Consider the following 24,386-nt stretch of genomic DNA (forward strand, 5'->3'; position numbering starts at 1 on the left):
TCAGTCCGCCGTCTCCTTGTCGAGCGTCTCCAGACCCGACTCCAATGCCCCCAGTCCGCTGAGGACGCCGTTCAGCGCCTCATCGGAGAGCGGGGCCAGGAGCTGTCCACGCCAGCCCTGGAGGACTGTCTCGACCCGCGCCGCGAGCGCCTCGCCCGCCGCCGTCAGGTGCAGCGTCTTTGCCCGCCGATCCTGTTGGTCGTCGCGCCGCTCGACCAGCCCCTGGGCACAGAGCTGATCGAGCAGGCGCACCAGCGAGGGGCCTTGGATGCCGATCTCCTCGGCCAGATGATGCTGGCGCACGCCACCGCCGCAACGGGCGATGTGCAGCACGGGTACGGCCTGGGCCTCGGAGAGTCCATAAGTCGCTAAAGCGCGGTCGGCCGCCTTGCGGTAGAGGCGCGCGACGCGCAGCAGGCGAGCGGTGAGGGTTCGTTCCTGGATCTGGCGGGAATGGTTCATGGGTCAGGATACCGAGCAGAGGCGTGCAAGCAATATAGTTAGCTAGCTAACTATATTCAAGCTGCGCTGCGCTGAAAAGCCAAGCACGCGCCCGGCTCATCTCGGCCTACCGGCCCATCCCGTTGATCGGCTCGCTCAGGCGCCCCATCTCAATGCCGATATAGAGACCGAGCAATGGCTCCTCGGGGCATCCGAACAGGCATGGTGACTCTGAGGCGACCGGATAGTTCTTGGCGTCGTAGCGGAACGGCGCTCCGCCCGGCGAAGACCGGCAACCCACTTCCAACCCACTGACGAAATAGGCTAGATACGATGAAAACCATTGGCTACGCGGCCCATTCGGCCGACGCGAAGCTCGTTCCCTATCACTTCGAGCGCCGGGAGCTGCGCCTGAACGATGTCGCCATCGACATCCGGTACTGCGGCGTCTGTCACTCCGACCTGCATACCGTGAATGGCGATTGGGGGCCGCAGCCCTATCCTGTGGTACCGGGCCATGAGATCGTCGGCGTCGTCAGCGCCGTGGGGCCCGAGGTCAAGCATTACAAAGTGGGCGATCGCGTGGCGGTCGGCTGCATGGTCGACAGCTGTCAGGAGTGCGATCAATGCCATAACCACGAAGAGCAGTACTGCCGTAACGGCATGACGCCAACTTACGGAGCACCGGATCGCCTCAGCGGCGAGATCACCCAGGGCGGCTATTCCAAGCACATCGTGGTGCGCGAGGAGTTCGTGCTGCGCATCCCCGACAGCCTCGATCTCTCCAGGTCCGCGCCGATCCTGTGCGCCGGCATCACCACCTTCTCGCCGCTTCGCACCTGGAACGTCGGCGAGGGGACGCGCGTCGGCGTCATCGGGCTCGGCGGGCTCGGACACATGGCCGTCAAGCTCGCGGCGGCGATGGGGGCGGAGGTCACCGTGATCAGCCGCTCGACGAAAAAGGAGGCGGAAGCCAAGGCCAGCGGCGCCCGTGGCCTTCTCGCTTCCACCGACCAGGCGGCCATGCAGGCCGCCGCCAACACGTTCGACCTCATCATCGATACCGTGCCCGTGAAACACGACCTGAACCTCTATGTGCCGCTGCTGGACGTCGATGGCACACTGGTGATCGTCGGTCAGATCGGTCCGATGGAAGAGCCCATGACCATGCCGCTGGTCTTCGGTCGTCGCCGCGTGGCCGGTTCACTGATCGGCGGCATCGCCGAGACTCAGGAGGTGCTGGATTTCTGTGCCGAGCATCAGATCTATCCGGAATGTCAAATGATCAAGATGGACGAGATCAACGACGCTTTCGAGCACTTGGCACAGGGTGACTTCGCGCATCGCATCGTCATCGACATGGCCTCGCTCAGCGTCGATTAGCACGCCTCTTGGGCATCTTCAGGACTCCATCTGTGCTCGACCTGGATGGTTTGACCCTCCGTAACACGGTGGGGTCAGTCGTTCGCGGTCTGGGTGAAGGTGACGACGAACACTACGGGCACCGCCTCGCTGATGCTCGGCAGTCCCGCGATCGCGCGCAGTTTCTCGACACTTTCACTCAACCCGAACTTGGAGGCCTCGATCAGCAGCGGCTCGGTGCCCGCCACCATCAGGGTATCGGCATCGAGCCGGCCGACCATCATCGATAGGGTCAGTGTCTGACTCTGGCCATGCAGAGTCAGTTGACCCTCGGCGGCCATGCGCTGGATCTGGCCGACGGGGAGCGATTCCAACGCCTTGGGATCGATGCGCGCCTTGAGTTCGGCGTCCTTGTAACTGGCGGTGTCGAACAGAATCTCGCGCATCCGCTCGTTGCGAATCGGCACCAGAGTCTCGACACTGTCGAGCATCAGGGTGACGACCACCTGGCCGGTTGCGTCGATCTGTCCGCGCATCTCCTTGAAATGGTTGTTCTCGGGGATGTTCGTTGACTTGATGGTGACATAGGTCACGGCCGAGCGTTCGGGGTCGAGGGTCCAGTCGGCCAGGACCGGCGAGGCACCCAGGACGAGCGCTCCGGTCAGAGCGATGGAGAGAATCGAGTCGCGCATCACAGCCTCCAGATTCAAAGGTCGATGTTGAACATACTCGACCGGCCGGGTGGGGCGGGTTCAGGGAAACCGCGATCGAACCACGCCCGCCGCCGATCTGCGTGAACGGCTGCGCTCTAACATGGAACTGAAATCCTCGGATACAAGGCGCGCGGCCGGATGGTCGATCCTCGGCTTGAACGGCCAGGCCGCACTGACACACAGCAGGCGATGGAGCAGGAGATGACACAGAAGAACGCTATCCGGATCGAACTCCCGGCTTGGATTGAGGCGTTGCTCGCCACACGCGAGACAGGCGATCTCGACGACACCGGACGCATGGCGCTGGTGCTGGATCTGGCGCGCGAAAATATTCGTGCCGGCGCGGATGGCCCCTTCTCGGCGGCCATCTTCGAGCGCCGGAGCGGTCGACTGATCGCCGCCGGAGTCAATCGGGTGGTCAGTTCCGGCTGCTCGATCGCCCATGCCGAGATGGTCGCCATCGGCATCGCCCAGCAGCGGCTCGGGAGCTTCGATCTGCGTCAGGCCGTTCCGGGCGGCTGTGTGCTCTTCACCAGCGCCGAACCCTGTGCCATGTGCATGGGGGCCATTCCCTGGTCCGGAATCGAGCGCGTGGTCATCGGCGCGCGTGACAGCGACGTGCGCGCGATCGGCTTCGACGAAGGGCACAAACCGGCTGACTGGATCGCGGGTTATGCGCAGCGCGGCATCGAGGTGACGCGGGATCTGTTGCGCGCCGAGTCGGCGCAGATCCTGTGGGACTATGCCCAGGCGGGCGGTGCGATCTACTGAGGCGGGGAACGCGAGGCGACGGCCTATCGCGACGGCTCACGGCTTGGGTCGAGTTCCGGTTCAGCCGGCAGGATGATCATCCGCTCCACATCGGCGAGCCGGATCGTGCGCCCGTCGAGCGTCTGAAACTGCCGCCCCTCGACCGAGCCGCGTCTGGATTCGTAGAGCGTGATCCGGCCGGTATTGGCATTGATGACCTGGACCTGCACGACCTCCTGATCCTCGAACCAGCCCTGGGCCAGATAGAGCGCGCTGCCCACGGCCATGATGGCGATCAGCAGCGAGGCGGCCAGACGCATCGTCTGCCAGGAGGAATCCGACCCGTGTGGCCGATCCGGCCCGGGCATGGCGCCGGATTCGATACGATTGGCCCGCCAACGCACCCGCAGCACGCCATAGGCGCCGAGTAAAACGGCCAGTGTGAGGAGTAACTTTCCGATCATGTGTGAACTCTACCATGCCCCGGTGGTTTTCACGCCGGACGCGGTTTAAGATCCCGAGCATCGATTGGATCCGCTGCGTCGTTCGCCGTCATGTCCCGTCCAGTGCTCGTGCTGCTCTGTCTGTCCGTGTTTCTGCTCGCCGCCTGTAGCGAGCCGGCGCGACCGACCGTGAATCTCCATCGGGCCGTCGCTATCGGCGACCTGGATCAGGTCAAGCGTCACGTCTACTGGGACACCGACGTCGATCAGCCGGACGCCCAGGGCGATTATCCGCTGCATGTGGCCGCGCGTCAGGGCAGCGTCAATATCACCCGCGTCCTGCTGGAGGCCGGGGCCGATCCGTCCGTGCGCGACGCGGCGGGCGCGACGCCCCTGCAAACGGCGCTGCTGACGGGCAAGACCCAGGTGGCCAAAGCCCTGATCGCGCATGGCGTACCGCTGGAGCCTCAGGCCCTGCTGCTGGAACTGGCGGACGCCGGGATCTCGGATCGCGACAGCTTCGAGCTGTTGTTGCGCCAGGGGGCCGGGCTGGACCGGATCGGTCCGGACGGCGACACGGCTCTGACGCTGGCGATCAGGCGCGGGCATCTGGAGACGGTCGCACGGCTCATCCTGCTGGGCGCCGATGTCAACCAGCCCGATGCCCAGGGCCGGGCGCCGCTGGATGTCGCCCTGGAGCACGCCGACGGACGACACGGCGACCGCACCCAAATCGTCGAGCGGCTGCAACGCCATGGTGCGCTTGCAACCAAAACACACTGAACACACGAGTATTGCCGCATGGCCGAAAAGATCGAAGACCTGACCGTCACCTATGTCGAGGACGGGATCGAAACCGTCAAGGAACTCGACAAGGTGGTTCTGTCGAAGGGAAGCTGGACCACCATTCTCTTCCGCTATCGCGAATGGGACCGCGCCAAGGAGGTCTATAGCCCGGATCGCTACACCATCCGGCGCTATCAGAAGCGCAACGGCGAATATCGCCAGCAGTCCAAGTTCAACATCTCCAGCCGTGCTCAGGCTCAGGGTCTGATCGCGGCGCTGCAAGGCTGGCTGGAGCTGCCGGAGGACTGATTGGCGGATCGTCCCAGCGTTTCGATCGCCACGCCATCGCTCACCATGTCTGTGTCCCACGACGACGGCGAGTCGCTGTTCATCTCCGATCTGCATCTGACGCCCGATCAGCCGGCGACGCTGGACTGTTTTCTGCGTTTTCTCGCCGGACGGGCGCGCGCGGCGCGGCGGCTCTATATCCTGGGCGATCTGTTCGATGCCTGGATCGGCGATGACGACGATGCGCCGCTGCACCGGGCGGTGCGGTCCGCGCTGCGCGAGCTGACGGCGGCGGGCACCGAGTGCGCCATCCTGCACGGCAATCGCGACTTCCTCATCGGACGCGCCTTTCTGCGCGAGACCGGCTGCCGGTTGCGGCCCGATCCGTGCCTGATCCGGATCGATGGCGAGCCGACCCTGTTGATGCACGGCGACCGGCTCTGCACCGACGATCTGGCCTATCAGCGTTTTCGACGCCGGGTGCGCCATCCGCTGGTCAAGCGGCTCTTTCTCTGGAAATCGCTCGCCAGCCGTCGCGCCATCGCCGCCGATTACCGTCGCCGCAGTGCCGAGGCCAATTCAGCCAAGACGGCGACCATCATGGATGTCAACCAGCAGGCTGTCATCGACACGCTCCGGCGTCATGGTGCAACGCGGTTGATCCATGGTCACACGCATCGCCCGGCCGATCATGTGCACGAGGTCGATGGGCGAGCGGCGCAGCGTCTGGTGCTGGCCGAATGGCGCGACGGCGTGGGCGAGGCGCTGAGTCATTCGGCGTCGGGCTGGAGGCGTTTGGCCATCGAGTAATTGGCTCGTTCCCTGTTGAATCCCGTTCATTCGTCTCTTTATCGAGGAACCTCCCATGTCATCATCGGCGCCGTCCTTCTTTCGGCGGGTCTCCATCGCCTTTGGCAGTCTGCGTCGTGCGCTGAAAGATCCCGAGTTCGCGCGCGCGGTTTCGGCGCTCGCCACGGCGACACCCGTGCATCCGGCGGTACGTCCGGCCGCGCCCGCCACCGTGCCGCTCGGTGAAGCCGCTCCTGATTCGGCCCTGCTGCTGCTCGGTCTGCTGCAAAAGGAGGGGCGTCTGGTCGACTTCCTGCAAGAGGAGATCCAGGGCTATTCGGACGAAGAGATCGGGCGCGGAGCGCGCGTGGTGCATCAGGGCTGTCGCAAGGTGCTCCGGGACTATCTGAGCCTCGCCCCGGTGCGCGACGAGCCGGAGGGCAGTCGCGTGACCCTGGCGCCTGGATTCGACGCCGCCGCCATCCGTCCGACCGGCAATCTGGTCGGCGATCCGCCCTTCAGCGGTACGCTCGCCCATCGCGGCTGGCGCGTGACCGAGACCCGTCTGCCCAAGCTCACCAGCGGTCATGATCCGCGCATCATTGCGGCGGCGGAGGTGGAGCTGTGAGCGGTTCGCGTTACGCCATCGGCATCGATCTTGGCACCACCCATTGCGCCCTGTCCTGGGTCGACTCCGAGCGCAGTGAGGGCGAGCGTATCGTCCAGGACAGGCTGCCGGTTCCGCAGTTGGTCTCGCCCGGCGCGGTCGAGTCGCGTCCGCTGCTGCCGTCCTTTCTCTATCTGCCGCACGCCGATGAGTTCCGCGCCAATGATCTGGGCCTGCCCTGGCAGTCCGACCCGACCCGGATCGTCGGCGAGCTGGCGCGCAACCAGGGCGTGATGACCCCGATCCGGCTGGTCTCCAGCGCCAAGAGTTGGCTCTGTCATCCCGACATCGACCGTCAGGCGCCGATCCTGCCGCCGGGCGTGCCCGACGAGATCCCGCAGATCTCGCCCTTCGACGCGACCATTCACTATCTGGCCCATCTGCGCAATGCCTGGAATGGCGCGCATCCCTATGAACCGCTCGACCGGCTCGAAGTCACGGTCACGGTGCCGGCCTCCTTCGACCCGGCGGCGCGCGAGCTGACCGCCGAAGCGGCCAAGGCGATCGGCATCAAGCATCTGGTGCTGCTGGAGGAGCCGCAGGCCGCGCTCTATAGCTGGGTCAACGACAGCCAGGGCGAATGGCGTCGACAGGTCCAGGTCGGCGACATCATCCTGGTGGTCGACGTCGGCGGCGGGACCACGGATCTGTCGCTGATCGCGGTGACTGAACATGAGGGCGCGCTCGAACTCAACCGGGTCGCGGTCGGCGAGCACATCCTGCTCGGCGGCGACAACATGGATCTGGCGTTGGCCTATGTGCTGCGTCACAAGCTCGCTGCCGGCGGTGTCGAACTCGATCGCTGGCAGTTGCAGGCGCTCACCCATGCCTGCCGTCAGGCCAAGGAAACGCTGCTGGCCGATGCCGGGCTGGAGCGCGTGCCCGTGGTGGTGCCGAGCCGTGGGTCGAAGCTGATCGGCGGCAGCATCCGCACCGAGCTGACGCGCGACGAGGTTCGCACCAGTCTGATCGAGGGTTTCTTCCCGGCGGTCGAGTCGGGTAGCCGTCCGACGACCCGCTCGCGCGGCGCGCTGACCAAGGTCGGTCTGCCCTATGCTCAGGATCCGGCCATCACCCGCCATCTGGCCGCCTTCCTCGGGCGTCAGGCGGGCGCGACCCAGGATCTGGCCGGCTTCGTCGATCAGCCCAAGGAGGCGAGTTTTCTGCGCCCGACGGCGGTGCTGTTCAACGGCGGCGTCTTCAAAGCCGAGCTGTTGCAGGAACGGGTGATGGACGTGCTCAACGGCTGGCTCGCCGCCGAGGACGCGCCGCCCGCACGCCGGCTGGAAGCGCGCGATCTGGATCTGGCCGTGGCTCGGGGCGCGGCCTTCTATGCCCATGCGCGTCGGCATGGCGGGGTGCGCATCCGGGGCGGCACCTCGCACACCTACTATGTCGGGGTCGAGAGCGCCATGCCCGCCGTCCCTGGGATGGAGCCGGAGATCCAGGCGCTGTGTCTGGTGCCCTTTGGTCTGGAGGAAGGTTCGGAGCCGGTCGCGCCGCCGCAGGAATTCGGTCTGGTGGTCGGCGAGCCGGTGCGCTTTCGCTTCTTCGGCTCCAGCGTGCGCCGTGAGGATCAGGTCGGCGACCTGCTCGAAGACTGGCACGAGGACGAACTGGCCGAGCTCGACGAGATCCAGACCACGCTCAACGCCGAGGACCGCAAGAAGGGCGAGGTGGTCGCGGTGCGGCTCCAGGCGGCCGTGACCGAGGTCGGCACCCTGGAACTGACCGCCATCCCCATCGATGGCGGCGACGAGCGCTGGAACGTGGCCTTCAATACGCGCGGTCAGCGGGCCTGACGCACGGTGTGGCGGATCAGTCCATGGGTCTCCGGGCCTGTGGACCCGCGATCCTTCGTCCCGACAATCCCGCGATTCCGGACGGCCCTTCATGGCAGAATGGGCCGATCCACATTCGTGTCACTCCATGACCGACCAAGCCGTAGGAATCGAGCGCATGGCCAAGAAGACCACTGGCACCCCACAGTCGCAGACCACGAGCACCACCAGGACCAGAGCGCCGGATAAGAAGACGCCCGAGCGCGCGCCCACGCCTGAAACCACGCCAACCGATCCGGCCATCGGCACCGTCCAGCCGGAATCCGCCGCCGTTCGGATCGGTGCGACCACGACTTCGGTCATCAAGAAGACGGCGACCCGCAAGACATCCAAGGTGTCCGACTCCAAGACGCCGCCCGTGCGCGCCGGGGCGGCCGAGCGGGCGTCTGAGGTGAAGGCTCCGGTACCCGTGGAGACCCTGGACGAGCCGCCCCCCATGCACACGGAGACGGCGGCGGAAACCGAGGCCGTATCGGCAACCATCGCGCCCGAGACGGAAACGCCCGTCGTCAATGCCACGGACGATCCGCCAGTCGGTTCAGAGACCGAGACCGAGGCCGAGCACATCACCAAACCCGAGCCGCGCCCCTTCTCGGAACTCGGTCATGCGCCCACGCACGCACTCATGCCGGCGTTCGGCTCGACGCCCGAGCCCGAATCGCCCACCGGGCACGAGGAGCCTTGGCACGCCCCCGAGCCGCAGTGGGAGCCGGCCGCGCCACCCGTCTGGCGCCCGAGTCTGTTCATCGTCCACATCACCCCCGAGCTGGCCACCGTGGCCAAGGTCGGCGGACTGGCGGACGTGGTCTTCGGGCTGACCCGCGAGCTGGCCATTCGCGGCAACCATGTCGAGATCATCCTGCCCAAGTACGCCTCGCTGCGCTACGACCAGATCTTCGAGTTGCATGAGGTCTACAAGGATCTGTGGGTGCCCTGGTACGAAGGGGCCATCCACTGCACCGTCTTCTTCGGCTTCGTGCACGGGCGCAAGTGCTTCTTCATCGAGCCGCATTCGGCGGACGATTTTTTCAATCGTCACAGCATCTACGGCTTCCGCGACGATGTGATGCGCTACGCGTTCTTCTCGCGCGCGGCCATCGAGTTCCTGTGGAAGGCGGGCAAGCATCCCGACATCATCCACTGTCACGACTGGCAGACGGCGCTGGTACCCGTGCACCTGTTCGAGCAGTATCAGGCGCTCGGCATGACCCATCCGCGCGTCTGCACCACCATCCACAACTTCGCCCACCAGGGCATCACCGGACCCGAGCTGCTGCGCGCCACCGGCCTGCACCGTCCCGAGCACTTCTTCTCGCACACCCGGCTCGGCGATCCTCGCTATCCTAATGCGCTCAATCTGCTCAAGGGCGGTATCGTCTATTCCAACTTCGTCACCACCGTCTCGCCGCGCTATGCCTTCGAGACCAAGGATCAGGGCCAGGGATTCGGTCTGGAGCCGGTGCTGCACACCCATCACATCAAGTACGGCGGCGTGGTCAACGGCATCGACTACGACGTCTGGAACCCCGAGGTCGACCGGCACATCCCGGTCCGCTACGGCATCGACAGCCTGGAGCGCAAGTACGACAACAAGCGCGCCCTGCGTCAGCGTCTGATGCTGGCCGACAACGAGAAGGCGATCGTCGCCTTCATCGGCCGGCTCGATCCGCAGAAGGGGCTGGAACTGGTACGTCACGCCATCTTCAACACCCTGGAGCGCGGCGCCCAGTTCGTGCTGCTCGGCTCCAGCCCCGACGATCGGATCAACGCCGATTTCTGGGGGCTCAAGCGCATGCTCAACGACAGTCCCGACTGCCATCTGGAGATCGGCTTCGATGAGGATCTGTCGCACCTGATCTATGCCGGGGCCGACATGATGCTGGTGCCGAGCCGCTTCGAGCCCTGCGGGCTGACCCAGCTCATCTCGCTGCGCTACGGCACCATCCCGGTGGTGCGCGCCGTCGGCGGACTGGCCGACACCGTGTTCGACAAGGATCACTCCAACCGTCCGCTGCACGAGCGCAACGGCTATGTCTTCAACGACTACGACCATCGCGGTCTGGAGTCGGCGCTCGGGCGCGCCATCGACTGCTACAACGACTACCCCGAGCACTTCCGCGAGTTGATGAAGAACGCCATGCGTTGCGATTATTCCTGGAACCAGCCCGGTCAGGACTATCTCAACATCTACGATTACATCCGCGATGCCTGAGCCTGCATCCAGTTTGGCCAATGCGGCTGAAGCCGCACCTACACCAAAACGATCAGCGTATTCCGGGCGTGGTTCAATGAAGATCTACAACGTATTTCCGAGGCTCGTGGGCCGTTTCGGGGAGTGGACGCCGCATCTGGAGCGGGCGGCGGCCATGGGCTTCGACTGGGTGTTCGTCAATCCGATCCAGAAGACCGGGCGCTCGGGCAGTCTGTATTCGACCGCTGACTATTTCACCGTCAACCCGGATTTCGTCGACCGACGCTCCAAGTTCGACGCCGACGCCCAGGTGCGCGCCATGATCGCCGAAGCCGAACGGCTGGGCATGTCGGTGATGATCGATCTGGTCATCAACCACTGCGCCGTCGATTCGGCGCTGGTCAAGGAACATCCGGAGTGGTTCGTGCGCGAGGGCAGCAAGATCGCCAATCCCTTCTGCGTCGAGGCCGACGGCACCAAGGTCGTCTGGTACGACCTGGCGCAGTTCGATCACGAGCATTCGTCGGATCGCAAAGGGCTGGAAGACTTTCTGCACCGCGTCATCGCCCATCTGGCCGATCTCGGGTTCAAGGGGTTTCGCTGTGACGCGGCCTATCAGCTCCCGACCGAGCTCTGGAAGCGCCTGATCTCACGCGCGCGCAAGGCCGATCCGGACCTCGTCTTCGTCGCCGAGACTCTGGGCTGCTCGCCCGAGCAGGCGCGCTCGACGGCGGGTGCCGGCTTCGATGCCATCTTCAACAGCTCCAAATGGTGGGATTTCGACGGGAGCTGGTTGTTGGAACAGTACGATCTGACGCGCCAGGTGGCGCCCTCGATCAGCTTTCCCGAGAGCCACGACACCGAGCGGCTGTTCCTGGAGTCGGGCCAGAATCCCAATGCCCTGCGCCAGCGCTATCTGTTCGCCGCGCTGTTCTCGACCGGGGTGATGATCCCGATCGGATTCGAATACGGCTTCAGCACCCGGCTCGACGTGGTCAACACCCAGCCGGATCAATGGGAGGGGATCAACGTCGATCTGACCCACGAGATCGCCCAGATCAACCGGATCAAGGATCGCTATCCGGTGTTCCGGAGCGAAGGGCCGATCGAGCGCATCGCGTGCTCGAATCCGGCCATCCTGCTGCTGCACAAGTCGCATCCCAAGGGCCGGGGCGAGGCATTGCTCGCCCTCAACAAAGACCCCTGGAACCGCCAGTATCTACGGATCGAGAATCTCTACCAGCACATCCGCGCGCCCGGCCCGCTGCGCGACGTCTCGCTCGAATGGGCCATGGATTTTCTGCCCACGCCCTTCGAGTTCGATCTGGCGCCGGGGATGGGGCGGGTGTTGGTGACGGAGAGCTGAGATGGCGGCCCGCCAGCGGGGCCGCCATCTCGCGATCAGGGCGGTTCAGGGGGCGTCGCACGAAGCCGGCGCCAGCGCGGCCTTGACGCGCTCAAAACGCCGTTCGAGCGCCGGATCACGCGGGGCGGGGCCAAGCAGATACCAGTCGTCGAGCAGCCGCAGACCGCTTTGGAGTGAATCCTCCTCGCCTTCGCTCAATCGCTCGGCCAGACGCGCGACCTGGAGCTCGAGCCGCTGCTGGGCGAATTCGGGAGGGGTCTCGGCACCGGCGGCGATCTCGAGCTGGAGGCAGAGCTGGGCGCGTCGCTGGCCATTGTCCGCGAACGACCGGCGCAGGCTGTCCAGTTCCGCCGCGTCGCCGACCGCCTTCAGGGCGCGATCGAAACGGGCTGTGATCGCGCGCTGAAGGCCCGGATCCGCCTGCGCGGGCAGATCCGCCCATTCACAGCGCAGCGCTTCGGCATCGAGTCCATCGCGCCGTCCCTCGATCAGTGCCAGCTCCAGGCGCTCGCAGAAGGCCGCCTGACGCTCCAGACGTTCGAGCGCGGCCAGCCGCAGGCTTTGCTCGGCCGTTTGCCGCCGGCGCTCCAGCGCCTCGCGACACGTCTGCCAGCGGCGTGCGATCTGGCCGGCCGCCTGCCGGGGCACCGGCCGTGACTCAGCCTCGCGCCAGCGTGCGATCAGGTCGCGCTGGGCCGCGGCCAAGTGCTTGGGGTCGTGCTCGCCGGCCGCGAGACGTTCGGCCTCCTCGCACAACGCTTCGCGCAGAACCAGATGTTCGGCCAGCTCCTGGGCCTGGGCCTGCTGGCGCACGGCGCGACGCTCGAAGACGGCATCACAGGCGGCACGGAACTCACGCCAGAGGCGGTTCTCATCTTTCTGGCGCGCCGGCACCGTGGTGTGCCACTCGCGTTGCAGAGCCTTGGTCTGCTCGATGGCCGATTCCAGATCCGGGGTCTCGGCCAGGGCCTGGACGCGCGCGATGAGATCGCGTTTCAGGGCTTGATTGCGCTGGCGCTCGGCGTCCAGATGGCGATCGAGAAGGCGCAGCGACTGGTGGAAGCGGCGTTCGAGCGCCTTGCGCACGCGCCCTTCGGTCGGGCCGATGGCCGCCCAGGACTGACGCATCTCGCGCTCGGCATGCAGTGTCTTCTTCCAGTCCACGCGCTCCCAGTCGACCTGGGCGACGAAGGCTTCGAGCTGCGTGCAAAGCTGTTCGCGGGCCAGACGATTGCTCTCGCGCTCGGCGGCCTGGGCCTCGATGAAGGGGCGGCAGCGTTCGTAGACGCGCTCGGAAGCGCTGTGGAAGCGATCCCAAAGGGCTTGATTGGCCGGTGAGCCGGCCTTGTCGAGTCCCTTCCAGTCCATCTGGAGTGCGTGCAGCCGCTCGGTGAGCGCGGCCGGCGGCAGAGTCTCCGCGTCGAGCAGCGATTCCATCTCGGCGCAGAGCATCTCGCGGTGCTGGTCGGCGCCCCAGCGGCGCCATTGCTGGAGTTCGCGCAGACGCGGTGCCAGAGCGCGCAGACGGCGGTTGAAGTCGTCCGCCTGACTGGGGTCGATGCCGCTCGACTGGATGAGTTCGAGCGCCGACAGCAGGCTCTGATGCAGGGGATCGGCCTGCTTGAGTTCGCCCTCGGCCAGATGGGCGTCCAGCTCGGCGAGCCGCTCGGGGAATTGACGCAGACGCTGCTCGGCGTGCTTGCGCTGGGTGCGCAGACGCGACTCCAGGCGCTCGGCCAGCGGCGGGAAGGCCAAAGCCGGTTCGGAATCGGGCCAGCGGGCCGCCAGCGCGCGCCCCTGATCGAGCAGACGGCGCACCTGTCTGTGGTCGAGCGGCTTGGAGGCGCCGAGCAATTCGGTGAGCTGGGCGATCGTCTTCTCCAGGCGTTCGCGTTCGCGCGGGTCGGAGGGACGCGCGAGCGGTTCGGCGGCGGGTGGCTCGACAGGACGGGCGCTGGTCTCGTGCGCGTGGCTCTCGGATGCGGCCTGGGACGAACTCGGTTCGGCCGGCTGTGACTCGGCATGCTGGATCTCGGCGGCACGCGCCTTGGCTTCGGCCTGTCGCTTGGCCTGCTCCTGGAGGTGGGCGGCATGGGCGTCGAGGAAACGCGCGCGTTCGCGCTCGAAACGGGCCTGATATTCCGGCTCGGCCTCGTCCTGGAGCGCGCTCCATTGCCGGTCGAGATGGTCGAGCAGGGCGCGATCCTGGTTCCAGTTGGCCAGCCGGCCGAGACGCTCGACCTGGGCGCAGAGTTCCTCGCATCGCGCGCGCACGATCTGCGGACGTTCCTCGCGTTCGGCGATCAGACGCAGCTTCTCGCGCGCCATGCGGTAGACGCGCTTGTCTCTCTTGCCGATGCGCCGCGCGACTTCTTCGAGCGCGGCTCTGTCGTCGAGCCGTTCGAGCGCGCGCGCGCGATGGGCGGCCAGCGCGTCATGGATGGCGCACTCGACCAGCACGGCCGGATCATCGAGCTGTTCGATGGCCGCGAGACGCTGGGCCGGATCAGGATGCAGGCGGGCCTTCTCGGGCAGGGTTTCAGGGAGGCGGATCTGCGGCACCGGGGCGGCCGGTGCCGCCTTGACCTTGGACGTGTCCGGGGTCTCGTCGGCGTTCGCCTTGCGCCGTTTGAGCAATCGCTGGAATAGCATGAGATTCTGCTCCGAGAATTCGTGCCCAAGCCAAGTCCGGTGGGCTGGGCGTCGTCATGTTGCGCCGGCGGGTCGAGTCCCAGGCACGCTGGAAGCTGTCAGCCGCCGACGAAGGGGTTGCTGCGCCGCTCCTTACCGAAGGTCGACATGGGGCCATGACCGGGGATGAAACGCACGGCGTCGCCGAGTGGAAAGAGCCGGTGACGGATCGAGTCGAGAAGCTGGCGATGGTTGCCGCGCGGAAAGTCGGTGCGCCCGATCGAGCCGCGAAAGAGCACGTCGCCGACCTGGGCCAGTTGCGATTCGGCCTGATGGAAGACGATGTGTCCGGGTGTGTGTCCGGGGCAATGGATGACTTCCAGGCTCTCATCGCCGACCGCGATCCGATCACCGTGTTGGAGCCAGCGATCCGGCTCGAAGACCGCGACCGGCGGGAAGCCGAACATTCGGCACTGCTCGGGTAGCGACTGGAACAGAAAGGCATCGTCCGGATGCGGACCCTCGATGGGGATGGCCAGACGTTGCGCCAGTTCGGCGCTGGCTCCGACATGATCCAAATGACCATGGGTCAGCAGAATGCGCTCGGGTTCCAGCTCGAGCTGGCTCAGAAGCGCCTCGATGCGATCCGGCTCACCGCCCGGATCGACGATGGCCGCGCGGCGCGTGCGTGCGCACCAGAGCAGGGTGCAGTTCTGCTGGAAGCCGGTGACGGGTAGGATCTGGAACTCCACGGTCGTTCTGTCAGGCCCGAATCATGTCGTAGAGCGCGTCCTTGAGATGCAGACGCTGTTTCTTCAGCTCCTCGATGGTCTCGTCGGCCACCGGGGAGCCCAGCTCCTCGATGTTGCGCACGCGCGCATCGAGGCTGTCGTATTCGTCCATGAGCCGTGCGAATTCCGGGTTGCCGGCGCGCAGCGCGGCGATCTTCTGTTCGAGATCGGGGAACTCATGACGCAGGTCGTGTGATTCACCAAGCATGGGGTCCGCTCCTCTGAGGCGGTCCGGCGCGGTCCGACCGCGCACGGTGGGGATAGGGGTGACTCCGAGACCAACCCCGAAGCCGATCCGGCCCTCGGACGAAGCGGGACGTCCGAGGCGACCGGAGTATACCCCAGTGGCGACAGGCTGAAACAGCCGGGCCGAGAGGTCCGGCCGATGCGCGGTCACTTGGTCTGGGAGTCCATCTGCTTGATGACATCGGCCGTGATGTCGAGCCCGCTGTCCATGTAGAGCAGTCCGCCGACGCTGCGCTCGAACACCATGCCGAGCTTCTTCTTCTTGGCGATGGTATTCAGCGCCTCACGCGCCGGCTCCAGAATCTCACGACCCTTTTCCTGCTGGGCCTTCATCAGCTCCTGCTGGATGGGCAGGGTCTTTTTCTGATAGGCCTCGATGCGCGCCTTGATCTCCTGCTCCTTCTTGGCGACCTGATCGTTGCTCATCAGCGGCTTGTCCTTGGCCAGGGCCTGCTGCATCTGGGCGATCTCGCGTTCCTCGTCGGCGAAGCCCTTGGTGCGCGGCTCGAAGTCCTCGCGTAGCTGTTTCTGCAAACGCTGGCCGAGCTTGCTCTCCTCCAGCACGCGTTGCATGTCGACGAAGCCGACACCGTCATTGGCCAGAGCCTGGATCGGCAGGCTCAGGGCAGCGATCAGCGCAGCGAACAGAAGCGGACGGGACATGGATGCACTCCAGTTTGGTTGGCGTATTCGTAGAGAATCGGTCCGGAGACCGGGAACCCGGATTGTAACCGTCGCCCGGTCCAGGCAAAACCACTGGCGATTTTCGCCCGATCGGGCTTGCCTCCAGCGGCGCGCTGGTAGATCCTCTCGCGATCCCGACTCTATACCATCGTTCGATCCCGGAGACCCTTCGCCGTGGGTAACTCATTACAAGAGCAGCTGCTCAAAGCGGGCCTGGTCAATGAGCAGAAGCTCAAGCAGACACGCTCGGACAAGCGCAAACAGGTCAAGCAGACCGGCCGCCAGCCCACCGCCGAGGAGCAGGCGGCACGTCAGGCCGCCGAACGCGCGCGCGCCGAAAAGCTGGCGCGCGACCGAGAACTCAATCGTCAGCGCCAGGAAGAGGCCGCGCGCCGCGCGGCCGAGAACGAAATCCGGCAGCTCATCCATACTCATCGCGTCGTGCGCGATGGCGGCGATCTGGCCTACAACTTCACCGACGGCACTGCGCTCAAGCGGCTCTATGTCAACAAGGATCAGCATGCCCGGCTGGTCGGCGGGCGTCTGGCCATCGTGCGTCAGGATACCTTCTACGAGCTGGTCCCGGCCGAGATCGCCGAGCGCGTCCAGGCGCGCGATGCCTCGCTGGTGCTGGTGCTCAATCGCGCCAGGGACGAGGCGAGCACCGACGATCCCTATGCCGAGTATCAGGTGCCGGACGATCTGATGTGGTAATCGACCGTCCGGCGACGACCGATGCGAGGCTGATCGACACCCACTGTCATATCGATGTCGCCGAGTTCGACGCCGATCGCGCGGTCGTGCTGGCGCGCGCGCGTGCGGCCGGGGTCGAGGCGCTGGTGATGCCCGCCATCGATGCCGGTGGCTGGGAGGCGCTGCTGGCGCTCTGTGGCTCCGCGCCGCCGGATGGGCCGGGACTGTATCCGGCGCTGGGTCTGCATCCGGTCTATCTGGATTCACATCGGGATGCCGATCTGGCGCGGCTCGAAACCCTGGTGGCTGAACGAGCCGTGATCGCGATCGGCGAGATCGGGTTGGACCATCATGTCGCGGGGCTCGATCCGGAGCGCCAGACGCGGCTTCTGGAGCGCCAGTTGGCGATCGCGCGCGCGGCGGATCTGCCCGTACTGCTCCATGTGCGCAAGGCGCACGATGAGATGCTGGCGCTCCTGCGCCGTCAGCCGGTGCCGGCGGGCGGCATCGCCCATGCTTTCAACGGCAGTCTTCAGCAGGCCCATCAGTATCTGGAGCTTGGATTCAAGCTGGGCTTCGGGGGGATGTTGACGTTCGAGCGTTCGCGCAAGCTCAGGCGGCTGGCCACTGAGCTGCCGCTCGACGCCCTGGTGCTGGAGACCGATGCGCCGGACATGACCGTCGCTTCGCATCAGGGTGAGCGCAACAGTCCGGAATATCTGCCCGAGGTGCTGGAGGCGCTGGCGCGTCTGCGTGATCTGGAGCCGTCCGAGGTGGCCGCGCGAACCACGGCCAATGCGTGCGAGGTCTTGCGAGGATTGAGGTGATTGGCGCGCCCGACAGGATTCGAACCTGTGACCCCAGCCTTCGGAGGGCTGTACTCTATCCATCTGAGCTACGGGCGCTTTGAACGGTGGCAGCTGGAGCTGCGTGTGGAGTAGGTCATCCACCCGACATTGGCATTCAGCGGTCGCGCATTATCACTCTTACGGCCCCATTCGTCAAAGGCCATCGAACCCAGACGGGCAAATCCGTTGGCTTCGACCGGGATTTCAGCCGGACGCCAGCATATTCCTGAGCGCGCTCAGATGCGCCCGGCCACGCGCCTTGCGATCCTCGGGACTGTCCTCGCGACGCTCACCGTCCCAGTCGAGCTGATCCTCGGGCAGTTCGCTCAGAAAGCGGCTCGGCTCGCCCTGGACCCATTCGCCATAGCGGCGTCGGCGGCGTGCGAGCGTGAAGGTGAGCGCCTCGCGTGCGCGCGTGATGCCGACATAGGCCAGTCGGCGTTCTTCCTCGATGCTGTCCTCTTCGATGCTGGTGCGATGCGGCAGCAGCTCCTCCTCCATGCCGACCAGGAACACCTGCGGGAACTCCAGCCCCTTGGCCGCGTGCAGTGTCATCAGATGCACCCGATCGCCGCCAGAGTCCTCATCCTGGCGGTCGAGCACGTCCATGAGCGCGAGATGATCGACCAGCTCGACGAGCGAGGTCTTCGGCGACTCGCCCTGACGCAGACGCCCGAGCCAGTCGAGCAGATCCTCGACGTTCTGATAGCGTCGCTCGGCGACCGGCTGGCTGGAGGCGTTCTCGCGCAGCCAGCCCTTGTAGCCGACGGCCTGGAGCAGCGCGCGCGCCGCGCCGACCGGATCGGCGCGTCCACGTTCACGGTGATCGGTGATGAGCTGGACGAAGGCGGCCAGCCGCTCACGCTGGCGCGGATTGAGATGCTCGGCCAAACCGGGATCGGTGCAGCCGGCGAGCAGGGTCAGACCCTGCCGGCGACTGTGATCGGCCAGCTGTTCGAGCGTGGTCGAGCCGATCTCGCGCCGGGGCGTGTTGACGATGCGCAGAAAGGCCGTATCGTCGGTCGGATTGGCCAGCAGGCGCAGATAGGCCATGGCGTCCTTGATCTCGGTACGCGCGAAGAAGGACGTTCCGCCGCTGAGGAAATAGGGGACGCTGTGCTCGCGCAGCGCCTGCTCGAAGGGGCGCGCCTGATGATTGCCGCGAAACAGGATGGCGATGTCGCCGAAGCGACACTTCTCGGCAAACTTCAGGTGCAGGATCTCGGAGACCACGCGTGCGGCCTCGTCGCGCTCGTCGCGGCAGCGGATGACGCGGGCGCGCTCGCCGGGGCCGTGCTCGCTCCACAGCCGTTTCTCGAACACATGCGGGTTGTTGGCGATCAGGGTGTTGGCCAGCCCCAGGATGCGCGCGCTGGAACGATAGTTCTGCTCCAGCATGATGACCCGCAGGGCCGGATAGTCCTCCTGGAGCCGCGCCAGGTTCTCGGGCCGCGCGCCGCGCCAGGCATAGATCGACTGATCGTCGTCGCCGACCACGGTGAAGGCCCCGCGCGCGCCGGTCAACTGGCGCACCAGCTCGTACTGGGCGCTGTTGGTGTCCTGATACTCGTCGACCAGCAGATAGCGGATGCGTCCGCGCCACTGTTCCAGGATCGCCGGCTGGCTGCGGAACAGGCGCGTCGGCGCCAGGATCAGATCATCGAAGTCCACCGCGTTGTAGATGCGCAGACGACGCTCGTAGTCGGCATAGAGTGCCGCGAGCCGCGCCTCGAAGGCATCCTCGGCGAGCTGGGCCGCACGCTCGGGGTCGACGAGATCGTTCTTCCAGCGCGAGATCCGGTGCTGCACCGCCCCTGGACTGAGCGCATCGGCCTCGGCCAGACCGCGTAACCCCTCCTTGAGCAGCGACTCGGCATCCTGGGCGTCGAGCAGGGCAAAACCCGAATGCAGACCGGCCGCCTCGGGATGACGGCGCAGGATCTCCAGCCCCAGCCGATGGAAGGTCGAGATGGCCAGTCCGCGCGTCTGGGTGCCCTTGAGCTGATGGCTCACCCGCTCGCGCATCTCGCGCGCGGCCTTGTTGGTAAAGGTCACGGCCCGGATATGCCGGGGCGCGAGTCCGATCTGCTCGATCAGGTGTGCGATCTTCTGGGTGATGACGCGCGTCTTGCCCGAACCGGCGCCGGCGAGCACCAGCAGCGGGCCGGCGGTGTAGTGCACGGCGTCGAGTTGTCGCGGATTGAGTTCGGCCATGATGTCGGGGCGCGTTCGGGCGGAGCAGGCGGGGAGGGCGCATTATGCCCGATCGGGCGAGCAATCCGGAGCGGATCGTACTACCATTCGGGCCATGTTCCCCGACCTGGCCTGGTGATCCCGTGCTCAACCGACGACTTGCCGTTCTGATCCTCGCGTCCTGCCTGACGACCGCCCACGCTCAAGAAGCTCAAGAAGAAGCGGAGGCACCAGACGCCGGCGGATTCCTTCAGGCCCCCGAGGTCGTGCCGTCCCCGGTCACGGGCGAGGCGGTCGAACCGGATATTACCATCCGCGAGTCCGGCGACGAGATCGTCTACGAATATCGGGTGCGCGGCGTGCTGTATATGGTGCGGGTGCAGCCGCAAGTCGGGCCGGCCTATTATTTCTATGACATCAATGGGGATGGGCTGATCGACGCCCAGGAGCGCGCGGCGCGTAACACCTCCGTGCCGCAATGGGTGTTGTTCGAGTGGAAATGAGGCGTGCTGGAATCGCGCCCCGTTCGAACCGCGCGGCGCGGGTCAAACGGCGCTGAGTCCTGACCCGGCCTGGGCGTCGAAGGCGGTGTGCGGCATGGGGGGCATGGGGGGCATGAGCGACTCGGCGCTCGACTGCAAGAGATCGGGATGGGTGTCACGGAACATGACGCCGATTCCGGCGTTGTCCTGATGGACCACGATGGCGGGGATGCGCCAATCGCGGTCCATGTCCCGGACCTCGAGCACCACCAGGGTACCTGTGGGCAAGGTCAGATTGCTGACCTCGAGATACATGCCCTGGTCGGAAAGATTACGTCCCCTGGCGCTGCGGAAGCGGCGGTTGCGATACTGGATCTGGACTTCGATGTCACTCGCACGGCGCGTGCGGTAGCGATGCTCGATACTCATTGGTTGACTCCGGAGGCATCCTCGTTGCCTCGCTATGTTAGGCGCGGATGTTGACGATTGTATTCAGCGCCCATGACGAGCCCGTGAACGGGCATCCGATCGTGCGCCGGATTGGTGCATGTCAGGCGGTCTGGCACGAGTAGGTGGCACTGAGCCGGCTCACCTTCGGACTATCCTTGAATACGGCGGCCTCGATCTGATTCCGGTCGCGAATGCCGCGTGCGCGCAGATAGTGCCAGATAGCGGCGGCGAAGAATTCGGCGTCCTCGCGCAGAAAATCGAAGCCAAAGGTGCTCATGTAGTGAGCAAGGATGGTGTCGGCATGTCTGGCCGCGAATTCCTGTTCCGTCAAACGGCTGTCCGTGAGTAATCGTGCTTCGGTCTCAGGTGTCATGGCCAGATCTTCGAAGAACCCCCGGCCAATGCGAATGAGCTCGGTCATGGTCTTCCGCCCCCGTTGAAAATCAATAATCAATGTCTGAAGTATTTATATAACAACTTCGTTAAGTTCTCGTGACGGTCGCGCCGGTTCGTGGGCCTGCATGTGCGATCTGCCGTCCAGCGTTGTGAATTAATTTCTTTAAGGCAATAAATGAGCCATCCGGGAGTCAGGCGGCTGGCTGGAACGACAGGCAAGCGTGGGCGCCGAGAGCGCAGCAGGGCTGCTCGGTGATGACGGCTTGGGATGAAGTGGGTTCAATCAAAACAAAGACCCCCGAGGCTCGGGGTCAGGGCCTCGGGGGAACATTCCCCGGCCAGGGGAAGCCGGGGATTGGGGCCGTCATCCAGGGGGAGAAATGCCCGGTCCCGTTTCGCTCGAAAACTCCGACTGTCGGGATCGGATTTGGTTCCCGGCTCAGTGCGCGTCGTCCCAGTTCGCGCCCTCGCCGATGTCGACCACCAGGGGAACGGCCAGCTCGGCGGCGGTCTCCATCGCGGCGCACACCCGTGCACGGGTTTCCTCGACCGCCGACTCGGCAACCTCCAGCACCAGTTCGTCGTGGACCTGGAGGATGAGCCGGGCCGCCGGCTGTTCGGCTTCGATCCAGGCATCGACGGCGATCATGGCGCGCTTGATGATGTCGGCGGCCGTGCCCTGCATTGGTGCATTGATGGCGGTACGCTCGGCGGCGGCGCGTCTGGCCTGGTTGCCGTGGCCGATCTCGGGCAGGTGCAGTCGGCGACCGAAGAGCGTCTCGACATAGCCGTCCTCGCGCACCTGCCGGCGGGTGCGGTCCATGAAGTCACGCACGCCCGGATAGCGCTCGAAATAGCGGTCGACGTACTCCTGAGCCGCGCCGCGCTCGATGCCGAGCTGACGGGCGAGTCCGAACGCCGACATGCCGTAGATGAGCCCGAAGTTGATGGCCTTGGCCGAACGGCGCTGTTCTCCGGTGACATCCTCGGGTGCCAGCCCCAGGATCTCGGCTGCGGTGGCGCGATGGATGTCCTGACCGCCGGCGAAGGCGGCGAGCAGGCGTTCGTCGCCCGAGAGATGAGCCATGATCCGCAGTTCGATCTGCGAATAGTCGGCGGCGAGCAGGCGATGACCGGACGCCGCGATGAAGGCGCGGCGGATGCGCCGCCCCTCCTCGGTGCGGATCGGGATGTTCTGGAGGTTGGGATCGCTCGACGACAGCCGTCCGGTGGCCGTGACCGCCTGATGATAGGAGGTGTGGACGCGCCCGGTGTCGCGGTCGACCATGCGCGGCAGCTTGTCGGTGTAGGTCGACCTGAGCTTGGACAGTCCGCGATGGTCGAGGATGATCCGGGGCAGTTCATGGCCCTCGGCGGCCAGACGTTCGAGCACATCCTCGGAGGTCGAGGGCGCGCCCTTGGGCGTCTTGGCGACCACCGGCAGCCCCAGCTCGTCGAAGAAGATGGCGCCGATCTGCTTGGGTGAGCCGAGATTGAAGCGTCGGCCCGCGACCCGGTAGGCGGATTCCTCCAGTTCGAGGATTTTGCGCGCCAGCTCGGCGCTCTGCGTGGCGAGCCGGGCGCTGTCGATCAGCACTCCGGCGCGTTCCAGGCGCGAGAGCACCGGCACCAGCGGCATCTCGATCTCGCGATAGAGGCGCTCGAGCGCGGGCACGGCCGCCAGACGCGGCTGGAAGACCCGATGCAGGCGCAGCGTGACCTCGGCATCCTCGGCGGCATAGGGACCGGCCTGCTCCAGCGGCACCTGATCGAAACCGATCTGTTTGGCGCCCTTGCCGGCGACGTCCTCGAAGCGGATGGTGTCATGGTCGAGAAAGCGCTTGGCCAGCGAGTCCAGATCATGGCGCGCGGTGCTGTCGAGCACATAGCTCTCGAGCAGTGTGTCGTGAGCGATGCCGCGCAGGGCGATGTCATAGCGGGCGAGCACGCTCATGTCGTACTTGAGGTTCTGGCCGACCTTGGGGCGGCCGGGGTCTTCCAGAAGCGGCTTCAATCGGGCCAGGACGCGATCGCGGTCGAGCTGATCGGGTGCGCCCGGATAGACGTGCGCGAGCGGAACATAGGCGGCGCGTCCGGGTTCGAGCGCGAACGAGACGCCGACCAGCTCGGCCTGCATGGCGTCGAGTGCGGTGGTCTCGGTGTCGAAGGCGAAGAGGTCGGCTGTTTGCAGGCGACTCAGCCAATCCTCCAGAGCCGCTTCGGTCAGTATCAGCTCGTACTGTGGTTCGGTGCCGGCCTCGGACTCCGTCGAGTGCTCGGCCTCGTGCGAGCGTGCAGCGGTCGGCGCGCCGGCGACTCCGACCCCATCGAGCGTCGCCAGCAGGCGGCGCGATTCCAGTCGCTCATACCAGTTGCGCAGCGTCTCGACGTCCGGCGGGGTGGGGCGCAGATCGGTCGGCCCGAGATCGAGTGCGACATCGCGCTTGATGGTGGTGAGGTCGCGCGCCAGCGGCAACTGATCGAGCACCGCGCGCAGCGACTCGCCGATCTTGCCCTTGATCGTACCGGCCTGAGCCATGACGCCGTCGAGATCGCCGTATTCGGCGATCCACTTGGCCGCCGTCTTGGGGCCGCACTTGGGCACGCCGGGGACGTTGTCGACGCTGTCGCCCATCAGGGCCAGATAGTCGACGATGCGTTCGGGCGGCACGCCGAACTTCTCGCGCACGCCGTCCGGATCGAGCCGGGTGCCGGTCATGGTGTTGATCAGGGTCACGTGTTCGCCGACCAGTTGCGCCAGATCCTTGTCCCCGGTCGAGATCAGGGTCGGCAGACCCGTTGCCGCCGCTTGCGTGGCCAGGGTTCCGATCACATCATCGGCCTCGACTCCCGGCACCACCAGCAGCGGCAGTCCCATGGCGCGGATGATCGTCCGCAGCGGCTCGATCTGCGCTCGCAGATCCTCCGGCATCGCCGGGCGGTTGGCCTTGTAGTCGGGATAGCGGTCGTGACGGAAGCCGCGCCCGCCGGCATCGAAGACCACACCGATGTACTCGGGTCGATGATCCTCGATGAGCTTTCGCAACATATTGAGTACGCCAACCAGCGCCCCGGTCGGCTCGCCTCGCGAGTTGGTCAGCTTGGGCAGCGCATGATAGGCCCGAAAAAGATAGCCGGAGGCGTCGACGAGGATCAATGGATATTGGGGTATCATGAGAGGCGTGTTTGGATGCATTGGCCGTCAACGGACGTTCAACGGTAGCACAATCAGCGCTGTCGCTGGCTTTTTGCCTTTAAGCGAGATCTTTATGCCTGACTCTCGAAGACGCTTTGCGATTGCCGCCATCGCGTTCGTTTTGGGCTTGTTCTTGACG

Annotated in this window: 23 protein-coding genes and 1 tRNA gene; 12 read left to right on the forward strand and 12 right to left on the reverse strand. The window is 65.6% G+C overall.

All coding sequences use genetic code 11. The features are described 5' to 3' along the window. Entirely contained in the window at positions 1-462 is a 462-nt protein-coding gene (locus tag ALVIN_RS07240; protein WP_012970674.1) for a MarR family winged helix-turn-helix transcriptional regulator, read from the reverse strand. A gap of 312 nt (positions 463-774) precedes the next feature. Here ALVIN_RS07240 and ALVIN_RS07245 point away from each other — a divergent pair, with 312 nt between their 5' ends. Beyond that, positions 775-1,824 carry an NAD(P)-dependent alcohol dehydrogenase gene (locus ALVIN_RS07245; protein ID WP_012970675.1) on the forward strand — a complete coding sequence of 350 codons (1,050 nt, stop codon included), beginning with the start codon at positions 775-777 and terminating at the stop codon, positions 1,822-1,824. Positions 1,825-1,898: 74 nt separating this feature from the next. On the opposite strand, the gene ALVIN_RS07250 is transcribed toward ALVIN_RS07245, so the two are convergent. Further along, a complete protein-coding gene (locus ALVIN_RS07250) occupies positions 1,899-2,495 on the reverse strand; it encodes a YceI family protein (protein ID WP_012970676.1) in 597 nt (198 codons plus the stop codon). A 222-nt stretch (positions 2,496-2,717) separates the two neighbouring features. On the opposite strand from ALVIN_RS07250, the gene ALVIN_RS07255 reads away from it, so the two are divergent. Next, positions 2,718-3,287, forward strand: a complete 570-nt coding sequence (locus ALVIN_RS07255) for a nucleoside deaminase (RefSeq protein WP_012970677.1) — start codon at positions 2,718-2,720, stop codon at positions 3,285-3,287. 23 nt (positions 3,288-3,310) lie between these two features. Here ALVIN_RS07255 and ALVIN_RS07260 read toward each other — a convergent pair whose 3' ends face one another. Next, entirely contained in the window at positions 3,311-3,730 is a 420-nt protein-coding gene (locus ALVIN_RS07260; protein ID WP_012970678.1) for a hypothetical protein, read from the reverse strand. A gap of 90 nt (positions 3,731-3,820) precedes the next feature. Here ALVIN_RS07260 and ALVIN_RS07265 point away from each other — a divergent pair, with 90 nt between their 5' ends. The 7 genes from ALVIN_RS07265 to ALVIN_RS07295 all read left to right on the forward strand — a co-directional run bounded on the left by ALVIN_RS07265 (position 3,821) and on the right by ALVIN_RS07295 (position 11,637). After that, positions 3,821-4,492: an ankyrin repeat domain-containing protein gene (locus tag ALVIN_RS07265; protein ID WP_012970679.1), complete on the forward strand. Its 672-nt coding sequence runs from the start codon at positions 3,821-3,823 to the stop codon at positions 4,490-4,492. Positions 4,493-4,510: 18 nt separating this feature from the next. Further along, the gene (locus ALVIN_RS07270; RefSeq protein ID WP_012970680.1) at positions 4,511-4,804 is read left to right on the forward strand and encodes a hypothetical protein; all 294 of its coding nucleotides are present in this window, start codon (positions 4,511-4,513) and stop codon (positions 4,802-4,804) included. 45 nt (positions 4,805-4,849) lie between these two features. Continuing rightward, positions 4,850-5,593, forward strand: coding sequence for a UDP-2,3-diacylglucosamine diphosphatase (locus tag ALVIN_RS07275; protein WP_012970681.1), 744 nt, complete (start codon positions 4,850-4,852; stop codon positions 5,591-5,593). A gap of 55 nt (positions 5,594-5,648) precedes the next feature. Continuing rightward, positions 5,649-6,200, forward strand: coding sequence for a DUF2760 domain-containing protein (locus ALVIN_RS07280; protein ID WP_012970682.1), 552 nt, complete (start codon positions 5,649-5,651; stop codon positions 6,198-6,200). Further along, complete coding sequence (locus ALVIN_RS07285) at positions 6,197-8,041, forward strand: Hsp70 family protein (protein ID WP_012970683.1); 1,845 nt, start codon at positions 6,197-6,199, stop codon at positions 8,039-8,041. The genes ALVIN_RS07280 and ALVIN_RS07285 overlap by 4 nt, the downstream gene beginning before the upstream one ends. Before the next feature lie 127 nt (positions 8,042-8,168). Continuing rightward, positions 8,169-10,292 carry a glycogen synthase GlgA gene (gene glgA, locus ALVIN_RS07290; protein ID WP_223295277.1) on the forward strand — a complete coding sequence of 708 codons (2,124 nt, stop codon included), beginning with the start codon at positions 8,169-8,171 and terminating at the stop codon, positions 10,290-10,292. 76 nt (positions 10,293-10,368) lie between these two features. Beyond that, positions 10,369-11,637 carry an alpha-amylase family glycosyl hydrolase gene (locus tag ALVIN_RS07295; protein WP_012970685.1) on the forward strand — a complete coding sequence of 423 codons (1,269 nt, stop codon included), beginning with the start codon at positions 10,369-10,371 and terminating at the stop codon, positions 11,635-11,637. Between the two features lie 45 nt (positions 11,638-11,682). On the opposite strand, the gene ALVIN_RS07300 is transcribed toward ALVIN_RS07295, so the two are convergent. The 4 genes from ALVIN_RS07300 to ALVIN_RS07315 all read right to left on the reverse strand — a co-directional run bounded on the left by ALVIN_RS07300 (position 11,683) and on the right by ALVIN_RS07315 (position 15,968). Then, entirely contained in the window at positions 11,683-14,289 is a 2,607-nt protein-coding gene (locus ALVIN_RS07300) for a DUF349 domain-containing protein (RefSeq protein ID WP_012970686.1), read from the reverse strand. Between the two features lie 98 nt (positions 14,290-14,387). Then, positions 14,388-15,020 carry an MBL fold metallo-hydrolase gene (locus ALVIN_RS07305; protein ID WP_012970687.1) on the reverse strand — a complete coding sequence of 211 codons (633 nt, stop codon included), beginning with the start codon at positions 15,018-15,020 and terminating at the stop codon, positions 14,388-14,390. Positions 15,021-15,030: 10 nt separating this feature from the next. Next, positions 15,031-15,267: a YdcH family protein gene (locus tag ALVIN_RS07310; RefSeq protein ID WP_012970688.1), complete on the reverse strand. Its 237-nt coding sequence runs from the start codon at positions 15,265-15,267 to the stop codon at positions 15,031-15,033. Positions 15,268-15,452: 185 nt separating this feature from the next. Next, positions 15,453-15,968, reverse strand: coding sequence for an OmpH family outer membrane protein (locus ALVIN_RS07315; protein WP_012970689.1), 516 nt, complete (start codon positions 15,966-15,968; stop codon positions 15,453-15,455). A gap of 195 nt (positions 15,969-16,163) precedes the next feature. On the opposite strand from ALVIN_RS07315, the gene ALVIN_RS07320 reads away from it, so the two are divergent. Together ALVIN_RS07320 and ALVIN_RS07325 are read left to right on the forward strand one after the other, a co-directional pair. Next, complete coding sequence (locus ALVIN_RS07320) at positions 16,164-16,703, forward strand: DUF2058 domain-containing protein (protein ID WP_012970690.1); 540 nt, start codon at positions 16,164-16,166, stop codon at positions 16,701-16,703. Further along, complete coding sequence (locus ALVIN_RS07325; RefSeq protein ID WP_012970691.1) at positions 16,697-17,509, forward strand: TatD family hydrolase; 813 nt, start codon at positions 16,697-16,699, stop codon at positions 17,507-17,509. Before ALVIN_RS07320 ends, ALVIN_RS07325 begins: the two co-directional genes overlap by 7 nt. 1 nt (position 17,510) lies before the next feature. Here ALVIN_RS07325 and ALVIN_RS07330 read toward each other — a convergent pair. Both ALVIN_RS07330 and ALVIN_RS07335 read right to left on the reverse strand, forming a co-directional pair. After that, positions 17,511-17,587 (reverse strand) — tRNA-Arg (locus ALVIN_RS07330). Between the two features lie 147 nt (positions 17,588-17,734). Continuing rightward, complete coding sequence (locus tag ALVIN_RS07335; protein WP_012970692.1) at positions 17,735-19,744, reverse strand: UvrD-helicase domain-containing protein; 2,010 nt, start codon at positions 19,742-19,744, stop codon at positions 17,735-17,737. Between the two features lie 122 nt (positions 19,745-19,866). On the opposite strand from ALVIN_RS07335, the gene ALVIN_RS07340 reads away from it, so the two are divergent. Further along, positions 19,867-20,226, forward strand: coding sequence for a DUF2782 domain-containing protein (locus ALVIN_RS07340; RefSeq protein ID WP_043795567.1), 360 nt, complete (start codon positions 19,867-19,869; stop codon positions 20,224-20,226). A gap of 42 nt (positions 20,227-20,268) precedes the next feature. On the opposite strand, the gene ALVIN_RS07345 is transcribed toward ALVIN_RS07340, so the two are convergent. The 3 genes from ALVIN_RS07345 to polA form a co-directional block, all read right to left on the reverse strand. Beyond that, positions 20,269-20,634, reverse strand: a complete 366-nt coding sequence (locus ALVIN_RS07345; protein ID WP_012970694.1) for a PilZ domain-containing protein — start codon at positions 20,632-20,634, stop codon at positions 20,269-20,271. 121 nt (positions 20,635-20,755) lie between these two features. Beyond that, complete coding sequence (locus tag ALVIN_RS07350) at positions 20,756-21,076, reverse strand: hypothetical protein (RefSeq protein WP_012970695.1); 321 nt, start codon at positions 21,074-21,076, stop codon at positions 20,756-20,758. 414 nt (positions 21,077-21,490) lie between these two features. Further along, a complete protein-coding gene (gene polA / locus ALVIN_RS07355; protein WP_012970696.1) occupies positions 21,491-24,226 on the reverse strand; it encodes a DNA polymerase I in 2,736 nt (911 codons plus the stop codon). Positions 24,227-24,386 lie beyond the last annotated feature (160 nt).

Source organism: Allochromatium vinosum DSM 180, assembly GCF_000025485.1.
In the GTDB taxonomy this organism is placed as follows: domain Bacteria; phylum Pseudomonadota; class Gammaproteobacteria; order Chromatiales; family Chromatiaceae; genus Thermochromatium; species Thermochromatium vinosum.

Coding starts and splice junctions, on each gene's coding strand:
- ALVIN_RS07240 (WP_012970674.1), bottom strand. CDS start 462: ATGAACCATTCCCGCCAGATCCAGGAACGAACCCTCACCGCTCGCCTG.
- ALVIN_RS07245 (WP_012970675.1), top strand. CDS start 775: ATGAAAACCATTGGCTACGCGGCCCATTCGGCCGACGCGAAGCTCGTT.
- ALVIN_RS07250 (WP_012970676.1), bottom strand. CDS start 2,495: ATGCGCGACTCGATTCTCTCCATCGCTCTGACCGGAGCGCTCGTCCTG.
- ALVIN_RS07255 (WP_012970677.1), top strand. CDS start 2,718: ATGACACAGAAGAACGCTATCCGGATCGAACTCCCGGCTTGGATTGAG.
- ALVIN_RS07260 (WP_012970678.1), bottom strand. CDS start 3,730: ATGATCGGAAAGTTACTCCTCACACTGGCCGTTTTACTCGGCGCCTAT.
- ALVIN_RS07265 (WP_012970679.1), top strand. CDS start 3,821: ATGTCCCGTCCAGTGCTCGTGCTGCTCTGTCTGTCCGTGTTTCTGCTC.
- ALVIN_RS07270 (WP_012970680.1), top strand. CDS start 4,511: ATGGCCGAAAAGATCGAAGACCTGACCGTCACCTATGTCGAGGACGGG.
- ALVIN_RS07275 (WP_012970681.1), top strand. CDS start 4,850: ATGTCTGTGTCCCACGACGACGGCGAGTCGCTGTTCATCTCCGATCTG.
- ALVIN_RS07280 (WP_012970682.1), top strand. CDS start 5,649: ATGTCATCATCGGCGCCGTCCTTCTTTCGGCGGGTCTCCATCGCCTTT.
- glgA (WP_223295277.1), top strand. CDS start 8,169: ATGACCGACCAAGCCGTAGGAATCGAGCGCATGGCCAAGAAGACCACT.
- ALVIN_RS07295 (WP_012970685.1), top strand. CDS start 10,369: ATGAAGATCTACAACGTATTTCCGAGGCTCGTGGGCCGTTTCGGGGAG.
- ALVIN_RS07300 (WP_012970686.1), bottom strand. CDS start 14,289: ATGCTATTCCAGCGATTGCTCAAACGGCGCAAGGCGAACGCCGACGAG.
- ALVIN_RS07310 (WP_012970688.1), bottom strand. CDS start 15,267: ATGCTTGGTGAATCACACGACCTGCGTCATGAGTTCCCCGATCTCGAA.
- ALVIN_RS07315 (WP_012970689.1), bottom strand. CDS start 15,968: ATGTCCCGTCCGCTTCTGTTCGCTGCGCTGATCGCTGCCCTGAGCCTG.
- ALVIN_RS07335 (WP_012970692.1), bottom strand. CDS start 19,744: ATGGCCGAACTCAATCCGCGACAACTCGACGCCGTGCACTACACCGCC.
- ALVIN_RS07345 (WP_012970694.1), bottom strand. CDS start 20,634: ATGAGTATCGAGCATCGCTACCGCACGCGCCGTGCGAGTGACATCGAA.
- ALVIN_RS07350 (WP_012970695.1), bottom strand. CDS start 21,076: ATGACCGAGCTCATTCGCATTGGCCGGGGGTTCTTCGAAGATCTGGCC.
- polA (WP_012970696.1), bottom strand. CDS start 24,226: ATGATACCCCAATATCCATTGATCCTCGTCGACGCCTCCGGCTATCTT.